At 69.0% G+C, this 21,154-nt stretch carries 21 protein-coding genes and 1 tRNA gene; 15 read left to right on the top strand and 7 right to left on the bottom strand.

Features of this window, described 5'->3' with window-relative positions:
* The first annotated feature begins 2 nt into the window (after window positions 1-2).
* Window positions 3-1,451: a pyruvate kinase gene (gene pyk, locus J0P97_RS10920; protein ID WP_215487819.1), complete on the top strand. Its 1,449-nt coding sequence runs from the start codon at window positions 3-5 to the stop codon at window positions 1,449-1,451.
* Between the two features lie 60 nt (window positions 1,452-1,511).
* On the opposite strand, the gene J0P97_RS10915 is transcribed toward pyk, so the two are convergent.
* Window positions 1,512-1,592: transfer RNA gene (locus J0P97_RS10915), tRNA-Leu, on the bottom strand.
* A gap of 58 nt (window positions 1,593-1,650) precedes the next feature.
* Between J0P97_RS10915 and J0P97_RS10910 the strand changes: the two genes are divergently transcribed.
* Window positions 1,651-2,271 carry an ANTAR domain-containing response regulator gene (locus tag J0P97_RS10910; protein ID WP_215487818.1) on the top strand — a complete coding sequence of 207 codons (621 nt, stop codon included), beginning with the start codon at window positions 1,651-1,653 and terminating at the stop codon, window positions 2,269-2,271.
* A gap of 33 nt (window positions 2,272-2,304) precedes the next feature.
* On the opposite strand, the gene J0P97_RS10905 is transcribed toward J0P97_RS10910, so the two are convergent.
* Window positions 2,305-2,730: a hotdog fold thioesterase gene (locus tag J0P97_RS10905; RefSeq protein ID WP_215487817.1), complete on the bottom strand. Its 426-nt coding sequence runs from the start codon at window positions 2,728-2,730 to the stop codon at window positions 2,305-2,307.
* A 65-nt stretch (window positions 2,731-2,795) separates the two neighbouring features.
* On the opposite strand from J0P97_RS10905, the gene polA reads away from it, so the two are divergent.
* From polA to J0P97_RS10875, 6 genes are all read left to right on the top strand, one after another.
* Window positions 2,796-5,435, top strand: coding sequence for a DNA polymerase I (gene polA / locus J0P97_RS10900; protein WP_215487816.1), 2,640 nt, complete (start codon window positions 2,796-2,798; stop codon window positions 5,433-5,435).
* Between the two features lie 65 nt (window positions 5,436-5,500).
* Entirely contained in the window at window positions 5,501-7,174 is a 1,674-nt protein-coding gene (locus tag J0P97_RS10895) for a DUF885 domain-containing protein (RefSeq protein WP_215487815.1), read from the top strand.
* Window positions 7,175-7,213: 39 nt separating this feature from the next.
* The gene (locus J0P97_RS10890; RefSeq protein WP_215487814.1) at window positions 7,214-8,245 is read left to right on the top strand and encodes an LLM class flavin-dependent oxidoreductase; all 1,032 of its coding nucleotides are present in this window, start codon (window positions 7,214-7,216) and stop codon (window positions 8,243-8,245) included.
* A gap of 13 nt (window positions 8,246-8,258) precedes the next feature.
* Complete coding sequence (locus tag J0P97_RS10885; protein ID WP_215487813.1) at window positions 8,259-9,626, top strand: MFS transporter; 1,368 nt, start codon at window positions 8,259-8,261, stop codon at window positions 9,624-9,626.
* 33 nt (window positions 9,627-9,659) lie between these two features.
* On the top strand, window positions 9,660-10,421 hold the full coding sequence (locus J0P97_RS10880; RefSeq protein ID WP_215487812.1) for an SGNH/GDSL hydrolase family protein: 762 nt from the start codon (window positions 9,660-9,662) through the stop codon (window positions 10,419-10,421).
* 129 nt (window positions 10,422-10,550) lie between these two features.
* Entirely contained in the window at window positions 10,551-10,811 is a 261-nt protein-coding gene (locus tag J0P97_RS10875) for a DUF6458 family protein (protein WP_215487811.1), read from the top strand.
* Between the two features lie 6 nt (window positions 10,812-10,817).
* Here the strand turns inward: J0P97_RS10875 and J0P97_RS10870 are convergent, their stop codons facing one another.
* Both J0P97_RS10870 and J0P97_RS10865 read right to left on the bottom strand, forming a co-directional pair.
* Window positions 10,818-12,074 carry an MFS transporter gene (locus J0P97_RS10870; RefSeq protein ID WP_215487862.1) on the bottom strand — a complete coding sequence of 419 codons (1,257 nt, stop codon included), beginning with the start codon at window positions 12,072-12,074 and terminating at the stop codon, window positions 10,818-10,820.
* Between the two features lie 152 nt (window positions 12,075-12,226).
* Window positions 12,227-13,750 (bottom strand): SulP family inorganic anion transporter, encoded by a 1,524-nt coding sequence (locus J0P97_RS10865; protein ID WP_215487810.1) that lies wholly within the window; start codon window positions 13,748-13,750, stop codon window positions 12,227-12,229.
* A 160-nt stretch (window positions 13,751-13,910) separates the two neighbouring features.
* Here J0P97_RS10865 and J0P97_RS10860 point away from each other — a divergent pair, with 160 nt between their 5' ends.
* On the top strand, window positions 13,911-14,282 hold the full coding sequence (locus tag J0P97_RS10860) for a MerR family transcriptional regulator (RefSeq protein ID WP_215487809.1): 372 nt from the start codon (window positions 13,911-13,913) through the stop codon (window positions 14,280-14,282).
* Between the two features lie 15 nt (window positions 14,283-14,297).
* On the opposite strand, the gene J0P97_RS10855 is transcribed toward J0P97_RS10860, so the two are convergent.
* Both J0P97_RS10855 and J0P97_RS10850 read right to left on the bottom strand, forming a co-directional pair.
* On the bottom strand, window positions 14,298-14,696 hold the full coding sequence (locus J0P97_RS10855) for an arsenate reductase ArsC (protein WP_215487808.1): 399 nt from the start codon (window positions 14,694-14,696) through the stop codon (window positions 14,298-14,300).
* Entirely contained in the window at window positions 14,693-15,553 is an 861-nt protein-coding gene (locus J0P97_RS10850) for a ribokinase (protein ID WP_215487807.1), read from the bottom strand. The genes J0P97_RS10855 and J0P97_RS10850 overlap by 4 nt, the downstream gene beginning before the upstream one ends.
* A gap of 203 nt (window positions 15,554-15,756) precedes the next feature.
* Here J0P97_RS10850 and J0P97_RS10845 point away from each other — a divergent pair, with 203 nt between their 5' ends.
* Both J0P97_RS10845 and J0P97_RS10840 read left to right on the top strand, forming a co-directional pair.
* Entirely contained in the window at window positions 15,757-16,677 is a 921-nt protein-coding gene (locus J0P97_RS10845; protein ID WP_215487806.1) for an AEC family transporter, read from the top strand.
* 103 nt (window positions 16,678-16,780) lie between these two features.
* Entirely contained in the window at window positions 16,781-17,332 is a 552-nt protein-coding gene (locus tag J0P97_RS10840) for an HdeD family acid-resistance protein (protein WP_215487805.1), read from the top strand.
* A gap of 57 nt (window positions 17,333-17,389) precedes the next feature.
* On the opposite strand, the gene J0P97_RS10835 is transcribed toward J0P97_RS10840, so the two are convergent.
* Window positions 17,390-18,154: an SDR family oxidoreductase gene (locus J0P97_RS10835; protein WP_215487804.1), complete on the bottom strand. Its 765-nt coding sequence runs from the start codon at window positions 18,152-18,154 to the stop codon at window positions 17,390-17,392.
* Between the two features lie 136 nt (window positions 18,155-18,290).
* Between J0P97_RS10835 and J0P97_RS10830 the strand changes: the two genes are divergently transcribed.
* The 4 genes from J0P97_RS10830 to J0P97_RS10815 all read left to right on the top strand — a co-directional run bounded on the left by J0P97_RS10830 (window position 18,291) and on the right by J0P97_RS10815 (window position 21,133).
* On the top strand, window positions 18,291-18,788 hold the full coding sequence (locus J0P97_RS10830) for an NfeD family protein (RefSeq protein ID WP_215487803.1): 498 nt from the start codon (window positions 18,291-18,293) through the stop codon (window positions 18,786-18,788).
* Window positions 18,788-19,798 carry an SPFH domain-containing protein gene (locus J0P97_RS10825; protein ID WP_246540238.1) on the top strand — a complete coding sequence of 337 codons (1,011 nt, stop codon included), beginning with the start codon at window positions 18,788-18,790 and terminating at the stop codon, window positions 19,796-19,798. The genes J0P97_RS10830 and J0P97_RS10825 overlap by 1 nt, the downstream gene beginning before the upstream one ends.
* The gene (locus tag J0P97_RS10820; RefSeq protein ID WP_215487802.1) at window positions 19,773-20,588 is read left to right on the top strand and encodes a glycerophosphodiester phosphodiesterase family protein; all 816 of its coding nucleotides are present in this window, start codon (window positions 19,773-19,775) and stop codon (window positions 20,586-20,588) included. The genes J0P97_RS10825 and J0P97_RS10820 overlap by 26 nt, the downstream gene beginning before the upstream one ends.
* Before the next feature lie 173 nt (window positions 20,589-20,761).
* A complete protein-coding gene (locus tag J0P97_RS10815; RefSeq protein ID WP_215487801.1) occupies window positions 20,762-21,133 on the top strand; it encodes an RNA polymerase-binding protein RbpA in 372 nt (123 codons plus the stop codon).
* The last annotated feature ends 21 nt before the right edge of the window (window positions 21,134-21,154 follow it).

Genomic DNA, 21,154 nt, shown 5'->3' with positions numbered 1-21,154 from the left:
CAGTGAGACGCGCGAAGATCGTCGCTACCCTGGGTCCCGCCACTGAGTCGTACGAGATGATCCGAGCGATCATCGACGCCGGCGTCGACGTGGCCCGCCTCAACCTGAGCCATGGCTCCTACGCCGAGCACGAGGTCCGTTTCGCGAACGTGCGGAAGGCCGCGGATGACGCCGGCCGTGCCGTCGCCATCCTCGTCGACCTGCAGGGCCCCAAGATCCGTCTGGGCAAGTTCTCCGACGGACCCCACGACCTCGCCGTCGGCGAGACGTTCCGCATCACGACCGAGGACGTCGTGGGCACCCGCGACCTCGTCGGGACGACGTTCAAGGGCCTCGCCGGGGACGTCAAGCCGGGCGACTCCCTCCTCATCGACGACGGCAAGGTCCGCGTCGAGGTCGTGAGCGTCGACGGTCCTGTCGTGACCACCAAGGTCGTCGTGGCCGGCACCGTGTCCAACAACAAGGGCATCAACCTCCCGGGTGTCGCCGTCAGCGTCCCCGCCCTGTCCGAGAAGGACGAGGAGGACCTGCGCTGGGGTCTGAACGCCGGCGCAGATCTCATCGCCCTCTCCTTCGTGCGCGATGCGTCCGACGTGACGCGCGTGCACGAGATCATGGCGGAGGAGGGTCGCAAGATCCCCGTCATCGCGAAGATCGAGAAGCCGCAGGCCGTGGACAACCTCGAGGAGATCATCGACGCCTTCGACGGCATCATGGTCGCCCGCGGCGACCTCGCCGTCGAGCTGCCGCTGGAGGCCGTCCCGGTCGTCCAGAAGCACGCGGTCGAGATGTGCCGCCGTATGGCGAAGCCGGTCATCGTCGCGACGCAGATGCTCGAGTCGATGACGTATGCCCCGGTGCCCACGCGCGCCGAGGCATCCGACGTCGCCAACGCCGTCCTCGACGGCGCCGACGCGGTCATGCTGTCCGGTGAGACGAGCGTCGGGGAGTACCCGGTGGTCACCGTCCAGACGATGGCCCGCATCGTCGAGTCGACCGAGGAGCACGGCCTCGAGCGCATCCGCCCGTTCAGCGCCAAGCCGCGCACGCAGGGCGGCATCCTGACCCTCGCCGCGAACGAGGTCGCCGAGTTCATCGAGGCGAAGTACATCGCCATCTTCACGGAGTCCGGTGACACCGCCCGGCGCATGTCGCGTCTGCGCCCCGGCATCCCGATGATGGCCTTCGCCGCGGACCCGGCGATCCGCCGCCGCATGGCACTCACGTGGGGCGTCCAGTCGACCCTCGTCGAGCACGTCGCGCACACGGACATGATGTTCATGCAGGTCGACGAGTTCTTCCTCGGTCGCGGCCTGGCGCAGGAGGGCGACAAGGTCGTGGTGATCTCCGGGTCCCCTCCGGGAATCATCGGATCGACGAACGACATCCGCATCCACAAGATCGGCGACGCCGTCAACGGCAACGCGCCGATCTACAAGGCCGAGAAGTAGGCCGGACGAGCGGAAAAGGGCGGATGCCTCGGGGAGTCCCGGGGCATCCGCCCTTGTTCGTGCCGGTGGTGGGAGTCGAACCCACACGTCCGAAGACAACCGAGTTTGAGTCGGTCGCGTCTGCCATTCCGCCACACCGGCGCACGCGCATTCGAGACTATCGCAAGGTGCACCTCCCTCCTGGCTCTAGGATGGACGGGTGACTGAGCAGGAACTGAACCCCGTATCGAGCCCGGCGAGCCCGCGACGGGTCGTCGTCGCCGAGGACGAATCGCTGATCCGCCTCGACATCGTGGAGATCCTCCGCGACAACGGGTTCGACGTCGTCGGTGAGGCCGGTGACGGTGAGACCGCCGTCCAGCTCGCCACCGAGCTGCGCCCCGACCTGGTGATCATGGACGTGAAGATGCCCGTTCTGGACGGGATCTCCGCGGCGGAGAAGCTCAGCAAGAACCACGTCGCCCCCGTCGTGCTGCTCACCGCGTTCAGCCAGAAGGAACTCGTCGAGCGCGCCAGCGAAGCCGGCGCCCTCGCCTACGTCGTCAAGCCCTTCACGCCCAACGACCTCCTGCCCGCGATCGAGATCGCCCTCGCCCGCTACGAGCAGATCATCACGCTCGAGGCCGAGGTCGCCGACATGGTCGAGCGCTTCGAGACCCGCAAGCTCGTCGATCGGGCCAAGGGCCTGCTCAACGAGAAGATGGGTCTCAGCGAGCCCGAGGCCTTCCGCTGGATCCAGAAGGCGTCGATGGATCGCCGCCTGACGATGCAGGACGTCGCCAAGGCGATCATCGAGCAGCTCTCGCCCAAGAAGGCGTGAGCCGTCGGCCGCTCCGCGGCCCGGTGATGCCGCTCAGCGGTCCTTGATCATGTTCGTGATGCGGATCGTCGAGCAGCGGCGGCCCTGATCGTCGGTGACGGCGATCTCGTGCACGGTGAGCGAGCGCCCGAGGTGCACGGGCGTGCAGACGCCCGTGACGATCCCGCTCGTGGCGGATCGCGTGTGCGTCGCGTTGATGTCCACCCCCACTGCGAGGCGGTCGGGGCCCGCGTGGAGGTTCGCGGCCATCGAGCCGAGCGATTCGCCGAGCACGACGTACGCACCGCCGTGCAGGAGCCCGACGGGCTGCGTGTTGCCGGCGACGGGCATGGTGGCCACGGCCCGCTCGATCGAGAACTCGACGAACTCGATCCCCATCTTCTCCGCCAGAGCGCCCATTCCGCGCTCGTGGACCCAGGTCATGGGGTCTCGGCCGGGGGCGGGGCTCGGAGCGGTCATCGTCCACCTTCGGAAGCGATCGGAGCGGGGGAGTGGGTGTCCGCACCCGCGTCTAGGCTGGCAGGGTGACGGACTCCGGAAAGCCTACCCTCCTCGTCGTCGACGGCCACTCGCTCGCGTACCGTGCGTTCTTCGCGCTCCCGGTGGACAACTTCTCCACGAAGGACGGGCAGCACACGAACGGCATCTACGGGTTCCTCTCGATGTTCGTGAACCTCGTGAAGGCGGAGAAGCCGACCCACCTCGCGGTCGCGTTCGACACCTCGCGGCACTCGTTCCGCACCGATGAGTACCCCGAGTACAAGGCGAACCGTTCCGAGTCGCCGGCCGAGTTCAAGGGACAGATCCCCCTCCTGCAGGACTGCCTCGCGGCGATGAACGTGCAGGTGCTGACGAAAGAGGGCGTCGAAGCCGACGACATCCTCGCGACGCTCGCGACGGAGGGCGCGGCGGAGGGTTTCGATGTGCTCGTCTGCTCCGGCGACCGCGACACGATCCAGCTCGTCACCGAGGACGTGACGCTCTTGTACCCCAGCGTGCAGGGCGTCTCCCAGCTCAAGCGATACACCCCGGACTCCGTCGTCGAGAAGTACGGACTGCCGCCGGCCAACTACCCCGACATCGCGGCGCTGGTGGGGGAGACGAGCGACAACCTCCCGGGCGTCCCGAAGGTCGGCGAGAAGACCGCCGTCAAGTGGATCACCCAGTGGGGGAGTCTCGATGCCCTGCTGGAGAACGCAGACAAGATCACCGGCGTCGTGGGCGGCAATCTGCGCGCCCATCTGGACGATGTCCGTCGCAACCGGGCTCTGAATGCGCTGCTCCGCGACGTCGAGCTGCCCGTGGAGCCCGCCGACCTCGAGGTCCGGCCCATCGACGCGCAAGCCGTGCGCGACATCTTCGCGCGACTCGAGTTCCGGACGCTCCTGCCGCGCGTGTTCGAGGCCATGGCGACGGATGCCGACGATATGGCCGCGGCATCGGCGCCCGCCGTCGCCGCCCCGGTCCCCGCGGAGCTCGCCGCCGACGACCTCGCCACGTGGGTGGCGGAGCGGCCCGGCGAGATCGCGCTCACCGTGACCGTCGAGGGCGGCAGACCGAGCCGGGTCGGCGTCGCAGTGGCCGATGCCGCGGCGGAGGCGACCTGGACCGACGAGGTCGCCGCGGCGCTCGGGCCCTGGCTCGCGGGGCAGAGTCCTAAGATCCTCACGGACGCGAAGCCGCAGGTGAAGGCACTCCGCCGCGCCGGCATCCGCCTCGGCGGGCTCGCATTCGACCCGATCCTCGCCGGCTGGCTCCTCCGGCCGAGCTTCCCCGACAAGGGGCTCGGCGACCTCGTCGACCGGTATCTCGACGAGAAGCTCCCCGAGGCCGACCCGACCCAGCTCGTGCCCGAGACCGAGGGAGCGACGCCCGCGCAGCTGGCCTGGTACGCGCTCCGGGTCACCGGGGAGATCCGCGCGGAGATGCCGGATTCCGTGGCATCCGTTCTCGAGGGCATCGAGCTGCCCACCCTCGACACCCTCGCCGACATGGAACTCGCGGGCGTCGCGATCTCGCACGAGAAGCTCTCCGCCTTCTCCGCCGAGCTCGCCACGCGGTCCGACGACATCGCCCAGCGCGCCTTCGCGGAGATCGACCGCGAGGTGAATCTCGGGTCGCCCAAGCAGCTGCAGGAGGTGCTCTTCGAGCAGCTGCAGCTGCCGAAGACCCGCAAGACCAAGACGGGCTACTCGACGGATGCCGCGGTCCTCGCGGACTTGCAGGATTCGAACCCGCATCCCTTCCTCGATCTCCTCCTCCAGCACCGCGAGGCCACGAAGCTCCGCCAGATCATCGAGTCCCTCGACGTCTCCCTCGGCGAGGACGGTCGCACGCACACGACCTACCTCCAGACCGGGAGCCAGACGGGGCGTCTGTCGAGCACCGACCCGAACCTGCAGAACATCCCGATCCGGAACGAGGAATCGCACCGCATCCGCGCCGCCTTCGAGGTCGGCGACGGATACGAGACGCTCCTGACGGCGGACTATTCGCAGATCGAGATGCGCATCATGGCGCACCTGTCCGGCGACTCCGGGCTCATCGAGGCGTTCAACTCGGGCGAGGATCTGCACCGGTTCGTCGGAGCGCGCGTGTTCGGCGTCGACCCATCGGAGGTCACTCCCGCGATGCGCACGAAGGTCAAGGCGATGAGCTACGGCCTCGTCTACGGCCTTTCCGCCTTCGGCCTGTCCAAGCAGCTGCGCATCGACCAGTCCGAGGCGAAGCAGCTGATGTCGGAGTACTTCGCCCGGTTCGGCGCTGTGCGCGACTACCTGCGCGAGTCCGTCCAGCGCGCCCGTATCGACGGCTACACCGAGACGATCTTCGGCCGACGTCGTCCCTTCCCGGACCTCGGCAGCCCGAACCGCGTTCTGCGCGAGAATGCCGAGCGTGCGGCGCTCAACGCGCCCATCCAGGGGTCCGCGGCGGACATCATGAAGATCGCACTTTTCCACATCCACGATCAGCTGGTCGAGGACGGGCTGCGCTCCCGCGTTCTGCTGCAGATCCACGATGAGCTCGTCGTCGAGGTGGCGCCCGGCGAGACGGCCGCCGTCGAGGACATCATCCGGGAGCGGATGGGCGACGCCGCGGAGCTCACCGTTCCCCTCGACGTGCACATCGGCCGAGGGCCGAACTGGGACGTGGCCGGTCACTGAGCCGAGGAGCAGCTCCGCCGGACCGGCGCCGGGCGCGCCGGTCCGTGCTGGATTAGTCTCTGAGCATGACTGACGAACAGCGGACCCCGACGCAGATCGATCGGATCGCGGAGGAATGGGTCGACACGATCGCCGACCTCGCCCCTTCGCTGGCCACCTACATCGGCCGGAGCGAGCACAACCGCCGCCTCGACGACCTCTCCCCATCAGGGCACCTCGCACGCCGTGACGCGGCGCGCGCGACGCTCGCGGCGCTCGAGGGCGCAGAGCCGGTCGATGAGGTGGATGCCGTGACGAAGGCCGACCTCACCGGTGAGCTCCGCCTGCAGCTCGAGCTCTTCGACGCGGGTGCACATCTGCGTGACGTCAACGTGATCGCGTCGCCCGCACAGGACGTGCGGAGCGTGTTCGACCTCATGCCGACCGACTCGGTCGAGGACTGGAGCGTCATCTCCGACCGCCTGCGTCAGGTCCCCGTGGCGCTCGGCGGCTACGTCGAAACGCTCCGCGAGGGGATCCGCACGGGTGTCGTCCCCGCCCGTCGACAGGTCCGCGAGGTGGTGGCGCAGATCGCCCGGTACACCTCGGACACCGGCTTCTTCGCCGAATTCGCGCACGAGGCCGCGCCCGCCGAGGGACACCTGCCGGCATCTCTCGCTCGCGCGGTCTCCGAGCACGCCGGTGCGGCGCGGGTCGCCTACGACGAGCTGGCCGCCTTCCTGCGCGAGGAGCTCGCCCCCGCGGCGAGCGACGAGGACGCCGTCGGCCGCGAGCTGTACGCGCTCCACTCGCGACAGTTCCTCGGGGCGGAGATCGACCTCGACGAGACGTACGAGTGGGGCGTCGCCGAACTCGCGCGCATGGTGGCCGAGCAGGAGGCGATCGCGAACGAGATCCTCCCCGGGGCCAGCGTCGAGGAGGCCGTCGCCTTCCTCGAACAGGACGAGGACCGCAAGCTCCGCGGGACCGAGGCGCTCCAGAAGTGGATGCAGGCCACGAGCGATCGTGCGGTCGAAGAGCTCGGTCGCACGCATTTCGACATCCCGGAGCAGATCCGCCGCCTCGAGTGCATGATCGCACCGACGAACGAGGGCGGGATCTATTACACCGGGCCGACGGACGACTTCTCGAGGCCCGGTCGCATGTGGTGGTCCGTTCCGGAGGGCGTCGACTCCTTCGACACGTGGCGCGAGCTCACCACCGTGTACCACGAGGGTGTTCCCGGCCACCATCTGCAGATCGCCCAAGCGGTCTACAACCGCGCCGAGCTGAACTCCTGGCGGCGCCTGCTGGCAGGCTCCAGCGGGCACGCGGAGGGATGGGCCCTGTACGCCGAGCGCCTGATGGAGCAGCTGGGCTACCTCGACGATCCCGCCGACCGCCTCGGCATGCTCGACGGGCAGCGAATGCGGGCCGCGCGCGTCGTCCTCGATATCGGCGTGCATCTCGGAAAGCCCCGCTTGGACGGGACCGGGGTCTGGGATGCGGACTACGCGCTCGAGTTCATGCGGCGCAACGTCAACATGTCCGACGAGTTCATCCAGTTCGAGGTGAACCGGTACCTCGGCTGGCCCGGTCAGGCACCGTCATACAAGGTCGGACAGCGCATCTGGGAGCAGATCCGCGATGAGGCGGCCGAGCGCGAGGGCGACGACTTCGACATCAAGCGCTTCCATATGCGTGCTCTGCGGCTCGGCGGGGTCGGGCTCGACACGCTGCGGATGGCGCTGGCGGAGTAACTCGGGAATGCGGCGACGCGTGCGCGGGTTTCCATTCGCATGAATGTGAAATTGGGCCTCGACACCTTCGGTGACATCACCTTCGACGACGCCGGCGAGCGCACGAGCGACGCGCAGACCATCCGTGACATCGTCGATGAGGCGGTGCTGGCCGACGAGGTGGGGCTCGCGTTCTTCGGGGTGGGGGAGCACCATCGGCACGAGTTCGCGGTCTCGAGCCCCGAGATCGTGCTGGCGGCCGCCGCCGGTCGGACGAAGGACATCCACCTCGGCACCGCCGTGACCGTGCTCTCCAGCGACGATCCGGTGCGTGTCTACGAGCGCTTCGCGACCCTGGATGCCGTCTCCGGAGGCCGCGCCGAGGTCATCCTCGGGCGAGGGTCGTTCATCGAATCCTTCCCGCTGTTCGGCTACGACCTGGGCGACTACGAGGTGCTCTTCGAGGAGAAGCTCGACCTCTTCTCCCAGCTCATGCTCGAGAAGCCGGTGACGTGGCAGGGCACCACGCGAGCCGCGCTGGAGAAGGCCGATGTCTTCCCCAAGACCGAGAACGGGCTGACGGCGTGGGTCGGAGTCGGGGGCTCGCCCGAATCCGTCGTGCGCACCGCGCGCTATGGCTACGGGCTCATGCTCGCGATCATCGGCGGCTCCGCGGCACGGTTCCGGCCCTACGTCGACCTCTATCACCGGTCGCTCGACTCGTTCGGGCGTCCGCAGCTGCCCGTGGGCATCCATTCCCCGGGACACATCGCCGACACCGACGAGCAGGCGTGGGAGGAGCTCTACCCCGCGATGGAGGCGAACCGCAACACGATCGGCAAGGAGCGGGGATGGCCGCCCTACAGCCGTCTGCAGTTCCAGAACGACCTCGGTCCGGAGGGCGCGATCTACGCCGGGTCGCCGGAGACCGTCGCGCGCAAGATCGCCGCGACCGTGAAGACTCTGGGAGCTGACCGGTTCGATCTGAAATACGCCAACGGAACCCTCTCGCACGGCAAGCTCCTGCATTCGATCGAGCTGTACGGGACCCGCGTCGCACCGATGGTGCAGGACCTGCTGGCGTCCGCCTGAGTAGCATGCATCCATGACGGATGCCCCCGCCCGCGACGACACCTCGATCTCGAGCCGCCTCGACGCTCTGCCGTTCACCCGTGCGCACCTGAAGGTCCTCACGGGTTCCGGCCTCGGATGGGCGCTGGATGCCATGGATGTCGGGCTCGTCTCCTTCGTCCTGGCGGCGCTGATCGCCGAGTGGTCGCTGACGGGGGAGCAGGCCTCGTGGATCGCTTCCGCGGGATTCGTCGGGATGGCGGTCGGCGCGACCCTCGGCGGTCTTCTCGCCGACCGGTTCGGACGTCGGTCGGTGTTCGCGATCACCCTGCTGATCTACGGCGTCGCGACCGGTGCGAGCGCCCTCGCGGGCGGACTGGCCGCCCTGATCGTGCTGCGGGTCATCGTCGGACTCGGGCTCGGCGCCGAGCTCCCGGTCGCGAGCACCTACGTCAGCGAGTTCGCGCCGGCGCGCATGCGCGGGCGCCTCATCGTGATCCTCGAGGCGTTCTGGGCGATCGGCTGGACGGCCGCCGCGCTGATCGGCTTCCTCGTCATCCCGAACCTCGCGGAGGGGTGGCGCTGGGCGTTCGCACTCGGCGCCATCCCCGCGGCATATGCCCTCGTGGTGCGGTGGGGGCTGCCGGAATCGGCCCGCTGGCTCGACCGCCAGGGGCGACGCGCGGAGGCCGAGGCCGTGGTGGCGCGGTTCGAGGCGTCGGCGTCCGTCGACGGGTCGGGCCGGCGGCGCCGAGATGCCGACGTGCCCGCGCCTGCGCCTGCCGCCGACTCGGAAAGCCTTCGCGGGCGGCTCGGTGTCCTCTGGTCTGCGGAGTTCCGCGTCCGCACGGCGGCCCTCTGGACGGTCTGGTTCTGCGTCAACTTCGCGTACTACGGCGCGTTCATCTGGATCCCCTCGATCCTCTTCGGTCAGGGCTACGACCTCGTCAAGTCCTTCGGGTTCACCCTCATCATCACTCTCGCGCAGCTTCCCGGATACGCGGTGGCCGCGTGGCTCATCGAGGTGTGGGGGCGCCGCACGACCCTCTCGGTGTTCCTCGTCGGGTCGGCGATCGCCGCGGTGTTCTTCGGGACGGCGACGACCGAGGGTGCGGTCATCGGAGCAGGCATGGCACTCTCGTTCTTCAACCTCGGCGCCTGGGGTGCGCTCTATGCGGTCACGCCCGAGAACTACCCCACCTCGTCGCGCGCCACCGGCTCGGGGTGGGCGGCCGGCGTCGGGCGCATCGCCTCCATCGTCGCGCCGCTCACGGTGCCCGGTCTGCTGGCCGTCGGCGGCTCGCCTCTCCTGTTCGCCGTGTTCGCGGGGTTCTTCCTCGTCGCCGCCGCGGCGGCATGGGGACTCGCCGACCGACGCGGGGCAACGCTGGACGACCGCTGATCGCCCGGACCTGTTCGCGGGTAGGCTCGTCGGGTGGCATCCGTTCGCTTCGTCGCCATCGGCGACTCCTTCACCGAGGGCGTGGGCGACGAGCAACCCGACGGGCATGTCCGCGGGTGGGCGGACCTGACGGCACAGGGGTGGGCGCGCTCGCGGGGTGAGAGCATCGAATACGCGAATCTCGCGATCCGCGGCAAGCTGGTCTGGCCGATCGTGGAGCAGCAGCTCGAACGCGCGCTCGCGCTGGAGCCGACGCACCTGTCCTTCAACGGCGGCGGCAACGACATGCTCCGGCCCCGCACCTCCATCGCGCACATCGCCGACGCCTTCAGCCAGGTGCTCCGCCGCTGCGACGAGGAGGGGGTGACGCTGCTCCTCCTCTCGGGGGCCAACCCGTCGGCGCAGCTCCCTCTGAGTCGCGTGATCCAGCGCCGCGGCGACCTCATGTCCGCGGCTGTCGTGGAGCGACTGGGGGAGCGCGAGGATGTCGTCCGCGCTCTCAACTGGCCCGACGCCGAGCTGTCCGACCCGTCATTCTGGTCGGAGGATCGGCTGCACATGAATGCGCGTGGTCATCATCGGGTGGCGGCACGCGTGCTCGACGCGCTGGGGGAGCGGGTGCCCGAGGGCTGGTGGTCGCTGCCCGAGCTCCCGGCCTCGGCACAGCTCGCGCGCGGCGAATACTTCCGCGAGCACCTCGGGCCCTGGGTGAAGCGGAGGGTGACGCGCACGTCCTCGGGCGACGGGCGAGAACCGAAGTTCGGTGGCGGCTGGGTCGAGGTGCGACCCGACTGAGCGGTCGCAGGCGCAGAAAGCATGCGTCGGCATGCAGCACACCGGCGCGCGCCGTGTCAAGGGTGTCGTCCGGCTCGCGCGCATACGCGACGATGGGTCGTCACCCCCGTTTCACGAAGGAGCATCCCCATGAGCATCGGAGCAGGCATCGCCCTCTTCGTCATCGGCGCCATTCTGGTCTTCGCCGTCAATGTCGACACCAGCCAGTTCGTCGACCTCGATCTGATCGGGTACATCCTGATGGGCGCCGGCGCCCTCGTCTTCCTGATCGGTCTCATCTTCATGTTCCGCCGCCGCTCGACGGCGCAGGTCACGCGCACCGTCGACCCTGTGGGAGGCGAGCGGATCACTCAGACCGAGTCGCGCACGTCGGGCGACGGGGTCGTCTGACGCCGCTCACCGCCGCCCGGAAGACCCGCGGGGCTGCTCGAGTCCGAGCAGCACGCGGGTCTTCCGTCGTTCGATCACGATGAAGGTCCAGCCGAGCGCCCAGAGGGGGAACTGCAGGAGGAAGGCCAGGCGGAAGGCGTCCAAGCGGTAGGTGCCGGGCGTCCCGGCGCCCTGGAGGTCGAGCGCGAGCCCGATCGCGAAGATCGCCACGAGTGCGGCGAGGAACCCGCCCACGTTCGTGATGCCGGTGGCGGTCGACAGGCGATGGGCGGGATTGTGCGTGCGCGCGTGATCGAACGCGATCATCGAGGCCGGTCCGCCCATCGCGAGCGCTACCGCCAGCCCGTACATCAGCCACAGCGGCGCGGGGCCCGGCCAGACGATGACGACGGTCCAGGCCACGACCTGCGTCGCGACGGCGGGGAGGACGAGGGCGCGCGAGCGCAGGTGCGGGATGCGGCGGGACAGGTCGCCCATGATCGGTCCGAGGGCCATGCCGACGACGACATATACCGACAGGACGCCGGCCGCCTGTCCCTTCTCGAGCCCCTCGCCCGCAGTCAGGAACGGCATGCCCCAGAGGAGGACGAAGGCAGTGCCGGCGAAGGGCGCCGTGAAGTGCGACCAGAACGCGAGCCGAGTTCCCGGATGCGCCCATGCGGCGCGGATGCCGACGCCGGTGTCGATCGATGACCGCACGATGCGGATCGCCCCGGTGTCGGTATCGACCGAGACATCCGCGGGGAGTTCCGCGGGGTGGTTGCGGACCACCGCGTAGACGAGCACGGCGAAGAGCACGCAGAGGCCGGCGATGCCGCCGAAGACGAGCTCCCAGCTCGTCGCGTGCAGCAGGATCGCCAGAGGCGCGAGCGCGAGGAGCTGACCGGATTGGCCGACGAGGCCGGTCAGCTGGCTCATCAGCGGTCCTCGCTGCGCGGGGAACCACGTGGCGATCAGCCGGAGGACGCCGGGGAAGACGGCCGCATCGCCCGCCCCGAGCAGGACGCGGGCGAAGATGGCGACACCGACGCTGGGGGAGAAGGCCAGCGTGAGCTGCCCCACGGCCATCAGAAGCATGCCGATCGCCATGATCGGGCGGGCGCCGTAGCGGTCCAGGAGGAGGCCCACCGGGATCTGCATTCCGCCGTACACCGCGAGCTGGACGACCGCGAACATCGAGAGCGTCGCGGCGTCCGCCCCGAACCGCTCGGCCGTGTCGATGCCCACGGCCGAGAGAGAGGAGCGGTTGACGACCGCGAGCATGTAGGCCGCGACCCCCACGCCCCAGACGACCCACGCCTGCCATCCCGGACTGCGAGCGGCGGATCGGAGATGGTCGAGGGTCACCCGTCCACGCTACCCGCGCCGACGCACCCATCCGCCCACGGGTCGGGCGCGAGGAGGGGCGCGGCGCCTCAGTGCGCCGCGCCGAGCTCGCCGCTCAGTCGCTGGTGGAACCGGCTCGTGGCCTCATTCATGCCTTCGATGGTCACGACGGTGCCCAGGTGCGCGTACTTCGTGTGGATCGCGTCGAGTGCGGCGACCGTCGAGGCGTCCCAGACGTGCGAGTGGGACATGTCGATCACGACGCGAGCGGGATCGTGCGTGTAGGCGAACTGGGTGGTCAGGTCGTTGCTGGAGGCGAAGAACAGCTCGCCGTCGACCGTGTACCGGGCGATGTCGCCGAGATCGTCGGCGATCACCTCCCGCGTCACGGTCGTGAAGTGGGCGACGCGCCGTGCGAAGAGGATCATCGCGGCGACGACTCCCGCCCCGACGCCGAGCGCGAGGTTGTGCGTCCACACCGTGATCGCGACGGTGACGACCATGACGAGGGTCTCGCTCTTCGGCATCCGTCGGAGGGTCGCGAGCCGGATGCTGTGCCAGTCGAAGGTCGCCACCGACACGACGATCATCACGGCGACGAGGGCGGCCATGGGGATGACGGCGACGACGTCGCCGAGGGCGAGGACGAGGATCAGGAGGAACACCCCGGCGAGGAACGTGGAGATCCGCGTGCGTGCGCCGGATGCCTTGACGTTGATCATGGTCTGGCCGATCATCGCGCAGCCACCCATGCCGCCGAACGCGCCGGAGAGGATGTTCGCCACGCCCTGGCCCCATGCTTCGCGGGTCTTGCGGGAGTGGGTGTCGGTGATCTCGTCGACGAGCTTCGCGGTCATGAGCGACTCGAGGAGGCCGACGACGGCCATCGCGGCGGCGAAGGGGAAGATGATCCCGAGCGTCTCCCACGTCAGCGGAACGTTCGGGAGGAACAACTGGGGGAGGCTCTCGGGGAGCGCGCCCTGGTCGCCGACGGTGGGCACGGCGATGCCGAAGACGACGGCGGCTCCCGTCAGCAGAACGATCGCGACGAGGGGAGCCGGAACGACCCGGGTCAGACGCGGCATCAGATACATGATGAGCAGTCCGACCACGACCAGCGGGTAGACCATCCACGGCACGCCGATCAGCTGCGGGACCTGTGAGACGAAGATGAGGATGGCGAGCGCGTTGACGAAGCCGACCATGACGCTGCGGGGGATGAACCGCATGAGCTTCGCCACCCCGAGGAGGGCCAGCACAACCTGGATCGCGCCGCCGAGGAGGACGGTGGCGATGAAGTAGTCCATGCCGTGCTCGCGGGCGACCGGGGCGATGACGAGCGCGATCGCGCCCGTGGCCGCGGTGATCATGGCGGGACGGCCGCCGAGGAACGAGATCGCGACGGCCATGATGAAGGAGGAGAAGAGTCCCAGCCGCGGGTCGACGCCGGCGATGATCGAGAACGCGATCGCTTCGGGGATCAGCGCGATCGCGACGACCAGGCCGGCCAGGACTTCGCGGGTGAGGATGCGGGGGCTCCGCAGGGCCTGCAGCACGGTGGGTTCGATGCGGTAGCGGCTGCGCGGGTCGGTGGTGAGCGGGGCGGCAGTCATGGCGCTCCTTCTGTGCATGCGGGCGGTTCCGCGGGGGAGTCCACATCGTCCGGCCCGATGGGGCTCGGAGGATGGGAGAAGATGGAGGGCGCCGCCGACGGCACGGCGCATACCGAGCAACTCTAACGTAACGTTAGGTTTGACCGAAACCGGGAGTCGGATGACCAGCGCGGACACGATGCACATCGGCGAGCTCGCCGAGCGGACCGGGCTGTCGCTGCGCACCCTGCGGCACTACGACGAGATCGGCCTGCTGACCCCGAGCGGTCGCACGGACGGCGGGTTCCGGCTGTACACGCCGGGGGATGAGTCGCGCCTGCTGCTGATCCGTCGGATGAAGCCGCTCGGCTACAGCCTGGAGCAGATGGGGGAGCTCCTCGCCGTCATCGACGGCCTCGCGGACGCTCCGACCGACACGGGCCTGCGGGATCGCCTGGCGGCCATCACGGACGAGGCGCTCGAACGCCGCGAGCGACTCCGCACGCAGCTGGATGCCGCGGACGAGTTCCTCGCACAGCTGCGCAGTCGGTGACCGTATCGTGAGGTGTCAGGGGAGGAGCTCGGCGATGAGCGCCCGGACGCGAGCGCGGATGTCGTCGCGAATGGGCCGGACGGCGTCGATGCTCTGGCCAGCGGGGTCGTCGAGTTCCCAGTCCTCGTAGCGCTTGCCGGGGAAGATCGGGCAGGCATCGCCGCACCCCATCGTGATCACGACATCGGCCTGCTTCACGGCATCCACCGTCAGGAGCTTCGGCGTGTTCGCGGTGATGTCGATGCCGTCCTCGGCCATCGCCGCCACCGCCACGGAGTTGATCTGGTCCTTCGGCTCGGACCCCGCGGAGCGGACGTCGATCCGGTCGCCGGCCAGGTGCTGCAGATAGCCCGCGGCCATCTGGGAGCGGCCCGCATTGTGGACGCAGACGAACAGGACGGTGGGGGTGGTCATCGGGATCCTTCTTCGTACGTGGCTCGGAGATAGTCGTCGAGGTGTCGAAGCGCGGGCTGGGCCGCCGCATCCGTCACCGCGTCCGAACCGGCCGCGCACGCCGCGGCGAGTGCGGCCGTCGGGGAAAGGCCTCGGACGAGACCGAGGACGAGAGCGGCGGAGAACGCGTCTCCGGCGCCCACGGTGCTGACAGCGACAACTTTCGGCGAGGTCGCGCGGGCGATCTCGACGCCGGCGGCGAGCAGCGTGGCACCCCGGGCGCCGTCCGTCACGGCAACGAGCCGCGCCGAGCGCAGCCCGGGAATCTGCTGATACTCACCGGCGTTCGCGATGAACAGGTCCGTGCGCTCGATGACCTCCTGCGGCAACTGTTGCGCGGGAGCGGTGTTGATCGCGAGGAACCCGCGCGCGGCGCTGGCGAGGTCGACGACGGTGTCGAGGGGAACCTCGAGCTGCGCGAGGATCGGATCCGTCCACAGCTCGACACCGCGATGGGAGACGAGATCGTTCGCGCCCGGGCAGACGACGATCTGGTTCTCGCCGGCGTCGTCGACGAGGACCACCGCGGTACCCGTCGCGGCCGCGGAGCTGCGGACGACGCCTGCCGTGCTGACGCCGACTCGCTCGAGGTTCGCGCACGCCCACGAGCCGTCAGCGTCTTCGCCGACGGCTCCGACGAGGGTGACCGATGCACCGAGTCGCTGGAGCGCCACCGCCTGGTTCGCGCCCTTGCCACCCGGTTCGCGGGTCAGTGTGCCGGCACCGACGGTCTCGCCGGGGCCCGGGAGCCGGGACACGCGGATCGTGAGGTCGACGTTGATGCTGCCGACGACGGTCACGGCAGGAGAGGGCGTCACGTAATCGTGCTCCCGTCCTGAATCGTCGCGGCGAGGTACAAAGGAGATGAAACCACAAAGTCGTCGGGAGTGTGCCTCGAGCGCGCGGACAGACGTTCAGGGGACTGCGCCGTGTCGAAGGGTGGATACTCGTCAATAAGCTGACATAATGTGCATTATCGGCGATATCGCCGATGCTCGCGACGGCCCCATAGAGTCGAGGTGTGTGGGAGACGCTGACCGGGTTCGTGGTGGTCGGCGTCGCGATCGGGGTCGGCTACGTGATCGGCAGGATCGACCTGCTCGGTCCGCACGCGCGCCACGTGCTGAGCCGGTTGACGTTCTTCGTCCTGTCGCCGTTCCTGCTGTTCGTCGTCCTCGCGCAGGCCGATGTCCACACGCTCTTCTCCGCGCTCCTCCCGGTGTCGGCGATCGCGGCCGTCGTCGTCTTCATCGCCTATGGACTCGTCGCAAGGCTGCTGTGGCGACGCAGCGTTGCGGAGACGCTCATCGGCACACTGTCTGCGGGCCAGGTCAACTCGAACAACATCGGCATCCCGCTCTCGCTCTACCTCCTCGGCAGTGCCGCGTACCCGGCCCCCGTCATCCTTCTGCAGCTGCTGGTGTTCACGCCGATCACCATGGCGATCTTCGAGTCGATCACCACGGGTCAGCGCCGCCCGTTCCCGATCCTCCAGCGCACGTTCACCAACCCGATCGTCGTCGGTTCCGTGCTCGGCGTCCTGGTCTCGCTGTCGGGCTGGCGGATGCCTCCGATCGTCCTCGATCCCGCGCAGCTCATCGCGAACGCGTGCGTGCCCGTCCTGCTCATCAGCTACGGCATCTCGCTCCACGGTCAGCGGGTGCTGGCCCCGTCGGGGCGACGCCGCGACATCCTGCTCGCCACCGGGCTGAAGCTCGTGCTCATGCCCGTGGTGGCGTGGGTCGTCGCCGCTTTCGTCTTCCACCTGACGCCCAACGATGTCCTGATCGTCACCGTGCTCGCGGCGCTGCCGACCGCTCAGAATGTCTTCAACTACGCCCAGCGCTTCAGCATCGGCGAGACCATCGCGCGTGACACGGTCTTCCTCACGACCGTCGGCTGCGTTCCTGTCCTCATCGGCATCACCCTCATCCTGGGCTGATCCGTCCTCGTGCACCGCCGCGCGTCATGTCCGCTCCCCCGCCACGTGTGCCGCTAGCCTGAAAGCATCTCCGTTCTCAGGAGATACTCAGAAAGGGGTCCCCATGACCGCTGAACCATCCATCGAGAAGACCGCGACCAACGGCATCCGCACCGCGCTCGGTGTCGGGGGCGTGCTCTCCCTCATCCTCGGAATCCTCATCCTGGTGTGGCCAGGCAAGACAGCAATGGTCGTCGCGGCGATCATTGCGATCTACGCGATCGCGGCGGGCCTGGTCTACGCGGGCCTCGGCATCTTCGCCGCCGGAAAGGGCGGCTGGGCGCGTCTGGGACACATCCTCCTCGGCGTCCTGTTCGTCATCGCCGGCATCGTGGCGTTCACGAACCTCGGTGCCACCGCCGTGACGCTCGCTGCGTTCCTCGGCATCCTCGTCGGCATCATGTGGATCATCGAGGGCGTCGTCGCGCTCACGACGCTCGACCTCGCGGTGTCCAAGGGCTGGACGGTGTTCTACGCGATCATCTCCCTGCTCGCCGGCATCACGCTCCTGTTCTCCCCGCTGTGGGGAGCGCTCGTGCTGTGGTGGCTGCTCGGAATCTCGGCGGTCGTCATGGGCGTCATCCAGATCGTGCGTGCGTTCTCGTTCGGCAAGTGATGTGACGACGAAGCGCCCCGCAGCCTCGGCCGCGGGGCGCTTCGTCGTGGTCGCGGACTACTCGCCGCCGAAGGAGCTGACGTCGCCCACGAGGCGCGTGTTGTCCGCCGGAATCGGCTCGACCGCGGCGAGGGCGACCTCGGCGGCGAACTCCGACACGTTGTAGAGCTTGCCGGCGGATTCGCGCCGCTCCGCGATCGCCCCGGGGTTCGCGCGCTCGAGCAGGGTCGCTGTGATGGTGCCCTCGATCATGTCGCCGGAGACGACCACGAAATCGATCCCGTGCTCCATCAGGCCCGGGATCCGCTCGCGCAGGGCGTCCTCGCCCGCACGCTTGGAGAGGGCGACGGGCTCGTACTCCGGCATGGTCGGCGTCGTGCGGATGAAGTGCGCCTGGTGGCTCGTGACGAACACGACGCGCGACCCATCGTGCAGGAGCGGGGCGGCGGCATCCAGCACGTTCAGCTGCGCATCGCGGTTGAGGACCAGCGCGTAGTCCTCGCCCATGCCGCCCTCCATGCCGCCGGAGGCGTTCAGCACGAGAAGATCGAGAGCACCGAAGGTCTCCTTCACCTGCGACATCATGTCCGCGACGGATGCCGGATCGGTGAGATCGGCGCCGACGACGAGAACGTCGACGCCGAGCTCGCGCAGCTGCGTCGCGAGCTTCTCGGCGCGCGGCGCCTTGTTGCGGAAGTTGATGACGACGTTCGCGCCGCCCTGCGCGAGATAGGCGGCGGTGTCGGCGCCGATGCCGCGGGATGATCCCGTGACGAGAGCCGTCTTTCCGCTGAGCGAACCGGCGGGGATGGGCTGGGACATGGGAACTCCTGCGGTGATCGGGGGCCGGACGCGGCGTCCGGCGGCGCTTCGACACTACCAATCCGCGTCGTGTGGGACCGTCTCGGTGTCCCACGGGAATGTTAGTGTTCAGGCAAGCCCCGAAAGGAGCAGAGCGATGTTGCCGGATCTGACGCAGTACCTCTGGATCGCCTGGTTGGTGCTCGCGCTGGTCTTCGTGATCATCGAGCTGCTGACCCTCGAGTTCACCTTTCTGATGCTGGCAGGCGGCACGCTGATCGGCGGCCTCGGGATCAATCTGCTGGGCGGTCCGTGGTGGCTCCAGGTCATGGGCGCAGCGGCCGTCTCGGCGCTGCTCCTGTTCACGATCCGACCGCTTCTGCTGCGGGCGCTCCATCGCTCGAGCGCGCTGCAGCCCACCAATGTCGACGCGATCCGCGGCCTCGGCGGACGGCTGGCCGCTCCGTTCGCCGGCGACGTCGCGGCGGCACGGCTGGACAACGGCGAGCTGTGGTCGGTGACGCGGAGTCCCGGCAGCGACGGACTCGCCGTCGGCGATCGGATCGTCGTGACCGCCGTCCGCGGTGCGATGGTCGAGGTCGCCCTCGCCGCCCCGGCCGACTCCCCCCTTCCCACTGACAGGAGCACCGACTGATGGTCGATATCGGAGCGTTCGCCGGACAGATCTTCGTGATCGTCCTGCTCATCGTCCTGGCGATCTTCGTGATCGTCGTCCTCTTCCGTTCCATCCGGATCATCCCGCAGGCCTATTCCGGGGTGGTGGAGCGGCTGGGTCGCTACCAGCGCACGCTCTCCCCCGGGCTGAACCTGCTGGTGCCCTTCATCGACCGTCTTCGCCCGCTCGTCGACATGCGCGAGCAGGTCGTCTCCTTCCCGCCGCAGCCCGTCATCACCGAGGACAACCTCGTGGTGTCGATCGACACCGTCGTCTACTTCCAGGTGACCGACGCCCGTGCTGCGACGTACGAGATCGCGAACTACCTGTCCGCGGTCGAGCAGCTGACGACCACGACGCTCCGCAACGTCGTCGGTGGACTCAATCTGGAGCAGGCGCTCACGAGCCGCGACAACATCAACGGGCAGTTGCGTGTCGTGCTCGACGAGGCGACCGGCAAGTGGGGCCTGCGCGTGTCGCGCGTCGAGCTGAAGGCCATCGATCCGCCGCACTCGATCCAGGACTCCATGGAGAAGCAGATGCGCGCCGAGCGCGAGCGTCGCGCCACCATCCTCACGGCGGAGGGCTCGAAGCAGTCGCAGATCCTCGAGGCGGAGGGGCGCCGCCAGGCCGCGATCCTGGGCGCTGAAGGCGAGAAGCAGGCCTCCATCCTGCGCGCCGAGGGTGAGGCGGCAGCGATCAAGAACGTCTTCGACGCGATCCACGAAGGACGCCCCGACGACAAGCTCCTCGCGTACCAGTACCTGCAGACCCTGCCGAAGATCAGCGACGGGGCAGCGAACAAGCTCTGGATCATTCCGAGCGAGTTCACCGAGGCGATGAAGGGCATCGGCACGGCGTTCGCCGCCGGCGCCGCGGGTGCGGCCGGTGTGGCAGGGGGACGCGGAGGATCACAGCCGGGAGGTGCGGCTGCAGTGCCGGGCGCCGCCCCCACGACGCCGGATGCGGGTGGCGCAGCTGACTCCTGATCGCCTGCCTGGCGCGACGCATCCCTGGTTCCTCGGTGTGCGGACCCCTCGGGTCCTCGCCCACCGAGGCTTCGTTCCTGCTGGATCCGGCGGCATCGTGGAGAACACGTTCGCTGCCATCGCCGCCGCCCATGCCGAAGGCGCCGATTACGTCGAGTCCGACTGCCATCTCACCCGCGATGGGGTCGTCGTTCTCTTCCACGATTCCGATCTGTCTCGCGTCGCCGGCGATCCGCGGAAGCTCTCTGAGATCCGGCACGACGACCTCGCGCAGCTCATGGCGGACCGCGGCGGTCTCGTCACGGCGGCCGACGCGCTGGAGGGCTTCCCGGAGCTGCGCTTCAACTTCGACGTCAAGGCCGAGGACGCCGCGCTCCCCCTCGGACGCATCGTGGCTCGCCACGCCGATCGGGTGCTTCTGACGAGCTTCTCCGACGGGCGTCGCGTCACCGCGCTGGAGGCCGCACGCGCTGCAGGCGGGAGTCCGGCGACATCGGCCGGCCAATCCACGATCGCTCGCCTCCTCGGAGCGGTCCGCCTGCGGTCGCTCCCCCTCGTCCGACGGACCCTCGCCGGGATCGACGCCCTCCAGGTCCCCGAGCGGGTCGGCGCGGTGCGGATCGTCACTCCGCGCCTCATCACCGCCGCGCACGCCTGCGGCGTCGAAGTGCACGTGTGGACGGTCAACGATCCGGACCGGATGGATGCGCTTTTCGGGCTGGGTGTCGACGGCGTCGTCACCGATCGCACCGACGTCGCGCTGCTGGCGGCGCAGCGGCGGCGTGTCTGATCCGCGAGCGGCGTACGATAGCCCCCAGCGCCCGCGAATCCGCCCCCGAAGCGGCCAGCCGACCCGACCGGCATGGGCCTGAGCATCGGCTGTGAAAGCCGCTTCCGCGCACGTCCTTCGGATGATGCACACAGGTGCGCGCGTTATACCTGACAAGACGAGAGGACCACACAATGGCAGATCGCAGCCTGCGCGGCATCCGACTCGGCGCTTCCAGCCTACAGAGCGAGGAAGGCGTCGTGTTCCATGAGCGCGCCAACCACACGTACGTCTGCACGCAGTGCGCGCGCGAGACGGTGATGACCTTCGCGGCCGACGCCGACGTCCCGGATGCCTGGGAGTGCCGCACCTGCGGCGCCGAGGCCGTCCTCCGGGTCGGCGACACCGTGGCCGAGGTCGACCACTCGGGTGACAAGGTCGCCCGCACCCACTGGGACATGCTGCTGGAACGTCGCACGATCCCCGAGCTCGAAGAGCTCCTCGAGGAGCGTCTCGCTCAGCTGCGCTCCCGTCGCGGCGGCGATTCCACACGACTCAGCGCCTGAGTCCGCACCGCGTCGACGATC

Origin of the sequence: Microbacterium flavum (assembly GCF_018717645.1) — a bacterium.
Classification (GTDB): domain Bacteria; phylum Actinomycetota; class Actinomycetes; order Actinomycetales; family Microbacteriaceae; genus Microbacterium; species Microbacterium flavum.
Note: the sequence above shows the minus strand (reverse complement) of the source record. Positions and strands in the feature narration are given on the sequence as shown.

Excerpts from the sequence above, each read along its gene's own strand:
- J0P97_RS10905 (WP_215487817.1), bottom strand. The coding sequence starts at position 2,730 with ATGACCGCTCCGAGCCCCGCCCCCGGCCGAGACCCCATGACCTGGGTC.
- J0P97_RS10895 (WP_215487815.1), top strand. The coding sequence starts at position 5,501 with ATGACTGACGAACAGCGGACCCCGACGCAGATCGATCGGATCGCGGAG.
- J0P97_RS10890 (WP_215487814.1), top strand. The coding sequence starts at position 7,214 with ATGAATGTGAAATTGGGCCTCGACACCTTCGGTGACATCACCTTCGAC.
- J0P97_RS10885 (WP_215487813.1), top strand. The coding sequence starts at position 8,259 with ATGACGGATGCCCCCGCCCGCGACGACACCTCGATCTCGAGCCGCCTC.
- J0P97_RS10875 (WP_215487811.1), top strand. The coding sequence starts at position 10,551 with ATGAGCATCGGAGCAGGCATCGCCCTCTTCGTCATCGGCGCCATTCTG.
- J0P97_RS10870 (WP_215487862.1), bottom strand. The coding sequence starts at position 12,074 with ATGCTCGCGGTCGTCAACCGCTCCTCTCTCTCGGCCGTGGGCATCGAC.
- J0P97_RS10865 (WP_215487810.1), bottom strand. The coding sequence starts at position 13,750 with ATGACTGCCGCCCCGCTCACCACCGACCCGCGCAGCCGCTACCGCATC.
- J0P97_RS10860 (WP_215487809.1), top strand. The coding sequence starts at position 13,911 with ATGACCAGCGCGGACACGATGCACATCGGCGAGCTCGCCGAGCGGACC.
- J0P97_RS10855 (WP_215487808.1), bottom strand. The coding sequence starts at position 14,696 with ATGACCACCCCCACCGTCCTGTTCGTCTGCGTCCACAATGCGGGCCGC.
- J0P97_RS10840 (WP_215487805.1), top strand. The coding sequence starts at position 16,781 with ATGACCGCTGAACCATCCATCGAGAAGACCGCGACCAACGGCATCCGC.
- J0P97_RS10835 (WP_215487804.1), bottom strand. The coding sequence starts at position 18,154 with ATGTCCCAGCCCATCCCCGCCGGTTCGCTCAGCGGAAAGACGGCTCTC.
- J0P97_RS10830 (WP_215487803.1), top strand. The coding sequence starts at position 18,291 with ATGTTGCCGGATCTGACGCAGTACCTCTGGATCGCCTGGTTGGTGCTC.
- J0P97_RS10825 (WP_246540238.1), top strand. The coding sequence starts at position 18,788 with ATGGTCGATATCGGAGCGTTCGCCGGACAGATCTTCGTGATCGTCCTG.
- J0P97_RS10820 (WP_215487802.1), top strand. The coding sequence starts at position 19,773 with ATGCGGGTGGCGCAGCTGACTCCTGATCGCCTGCCTGGCGCGACGCAT.
- J0P97_RS10815 (WP_215487801.1), top strand. The coding sequence starts at position 20,762 with ATGGCAGATCGCAGCCTGCGCGGCATCCGACTCGGCGCTTCCAGCCTA.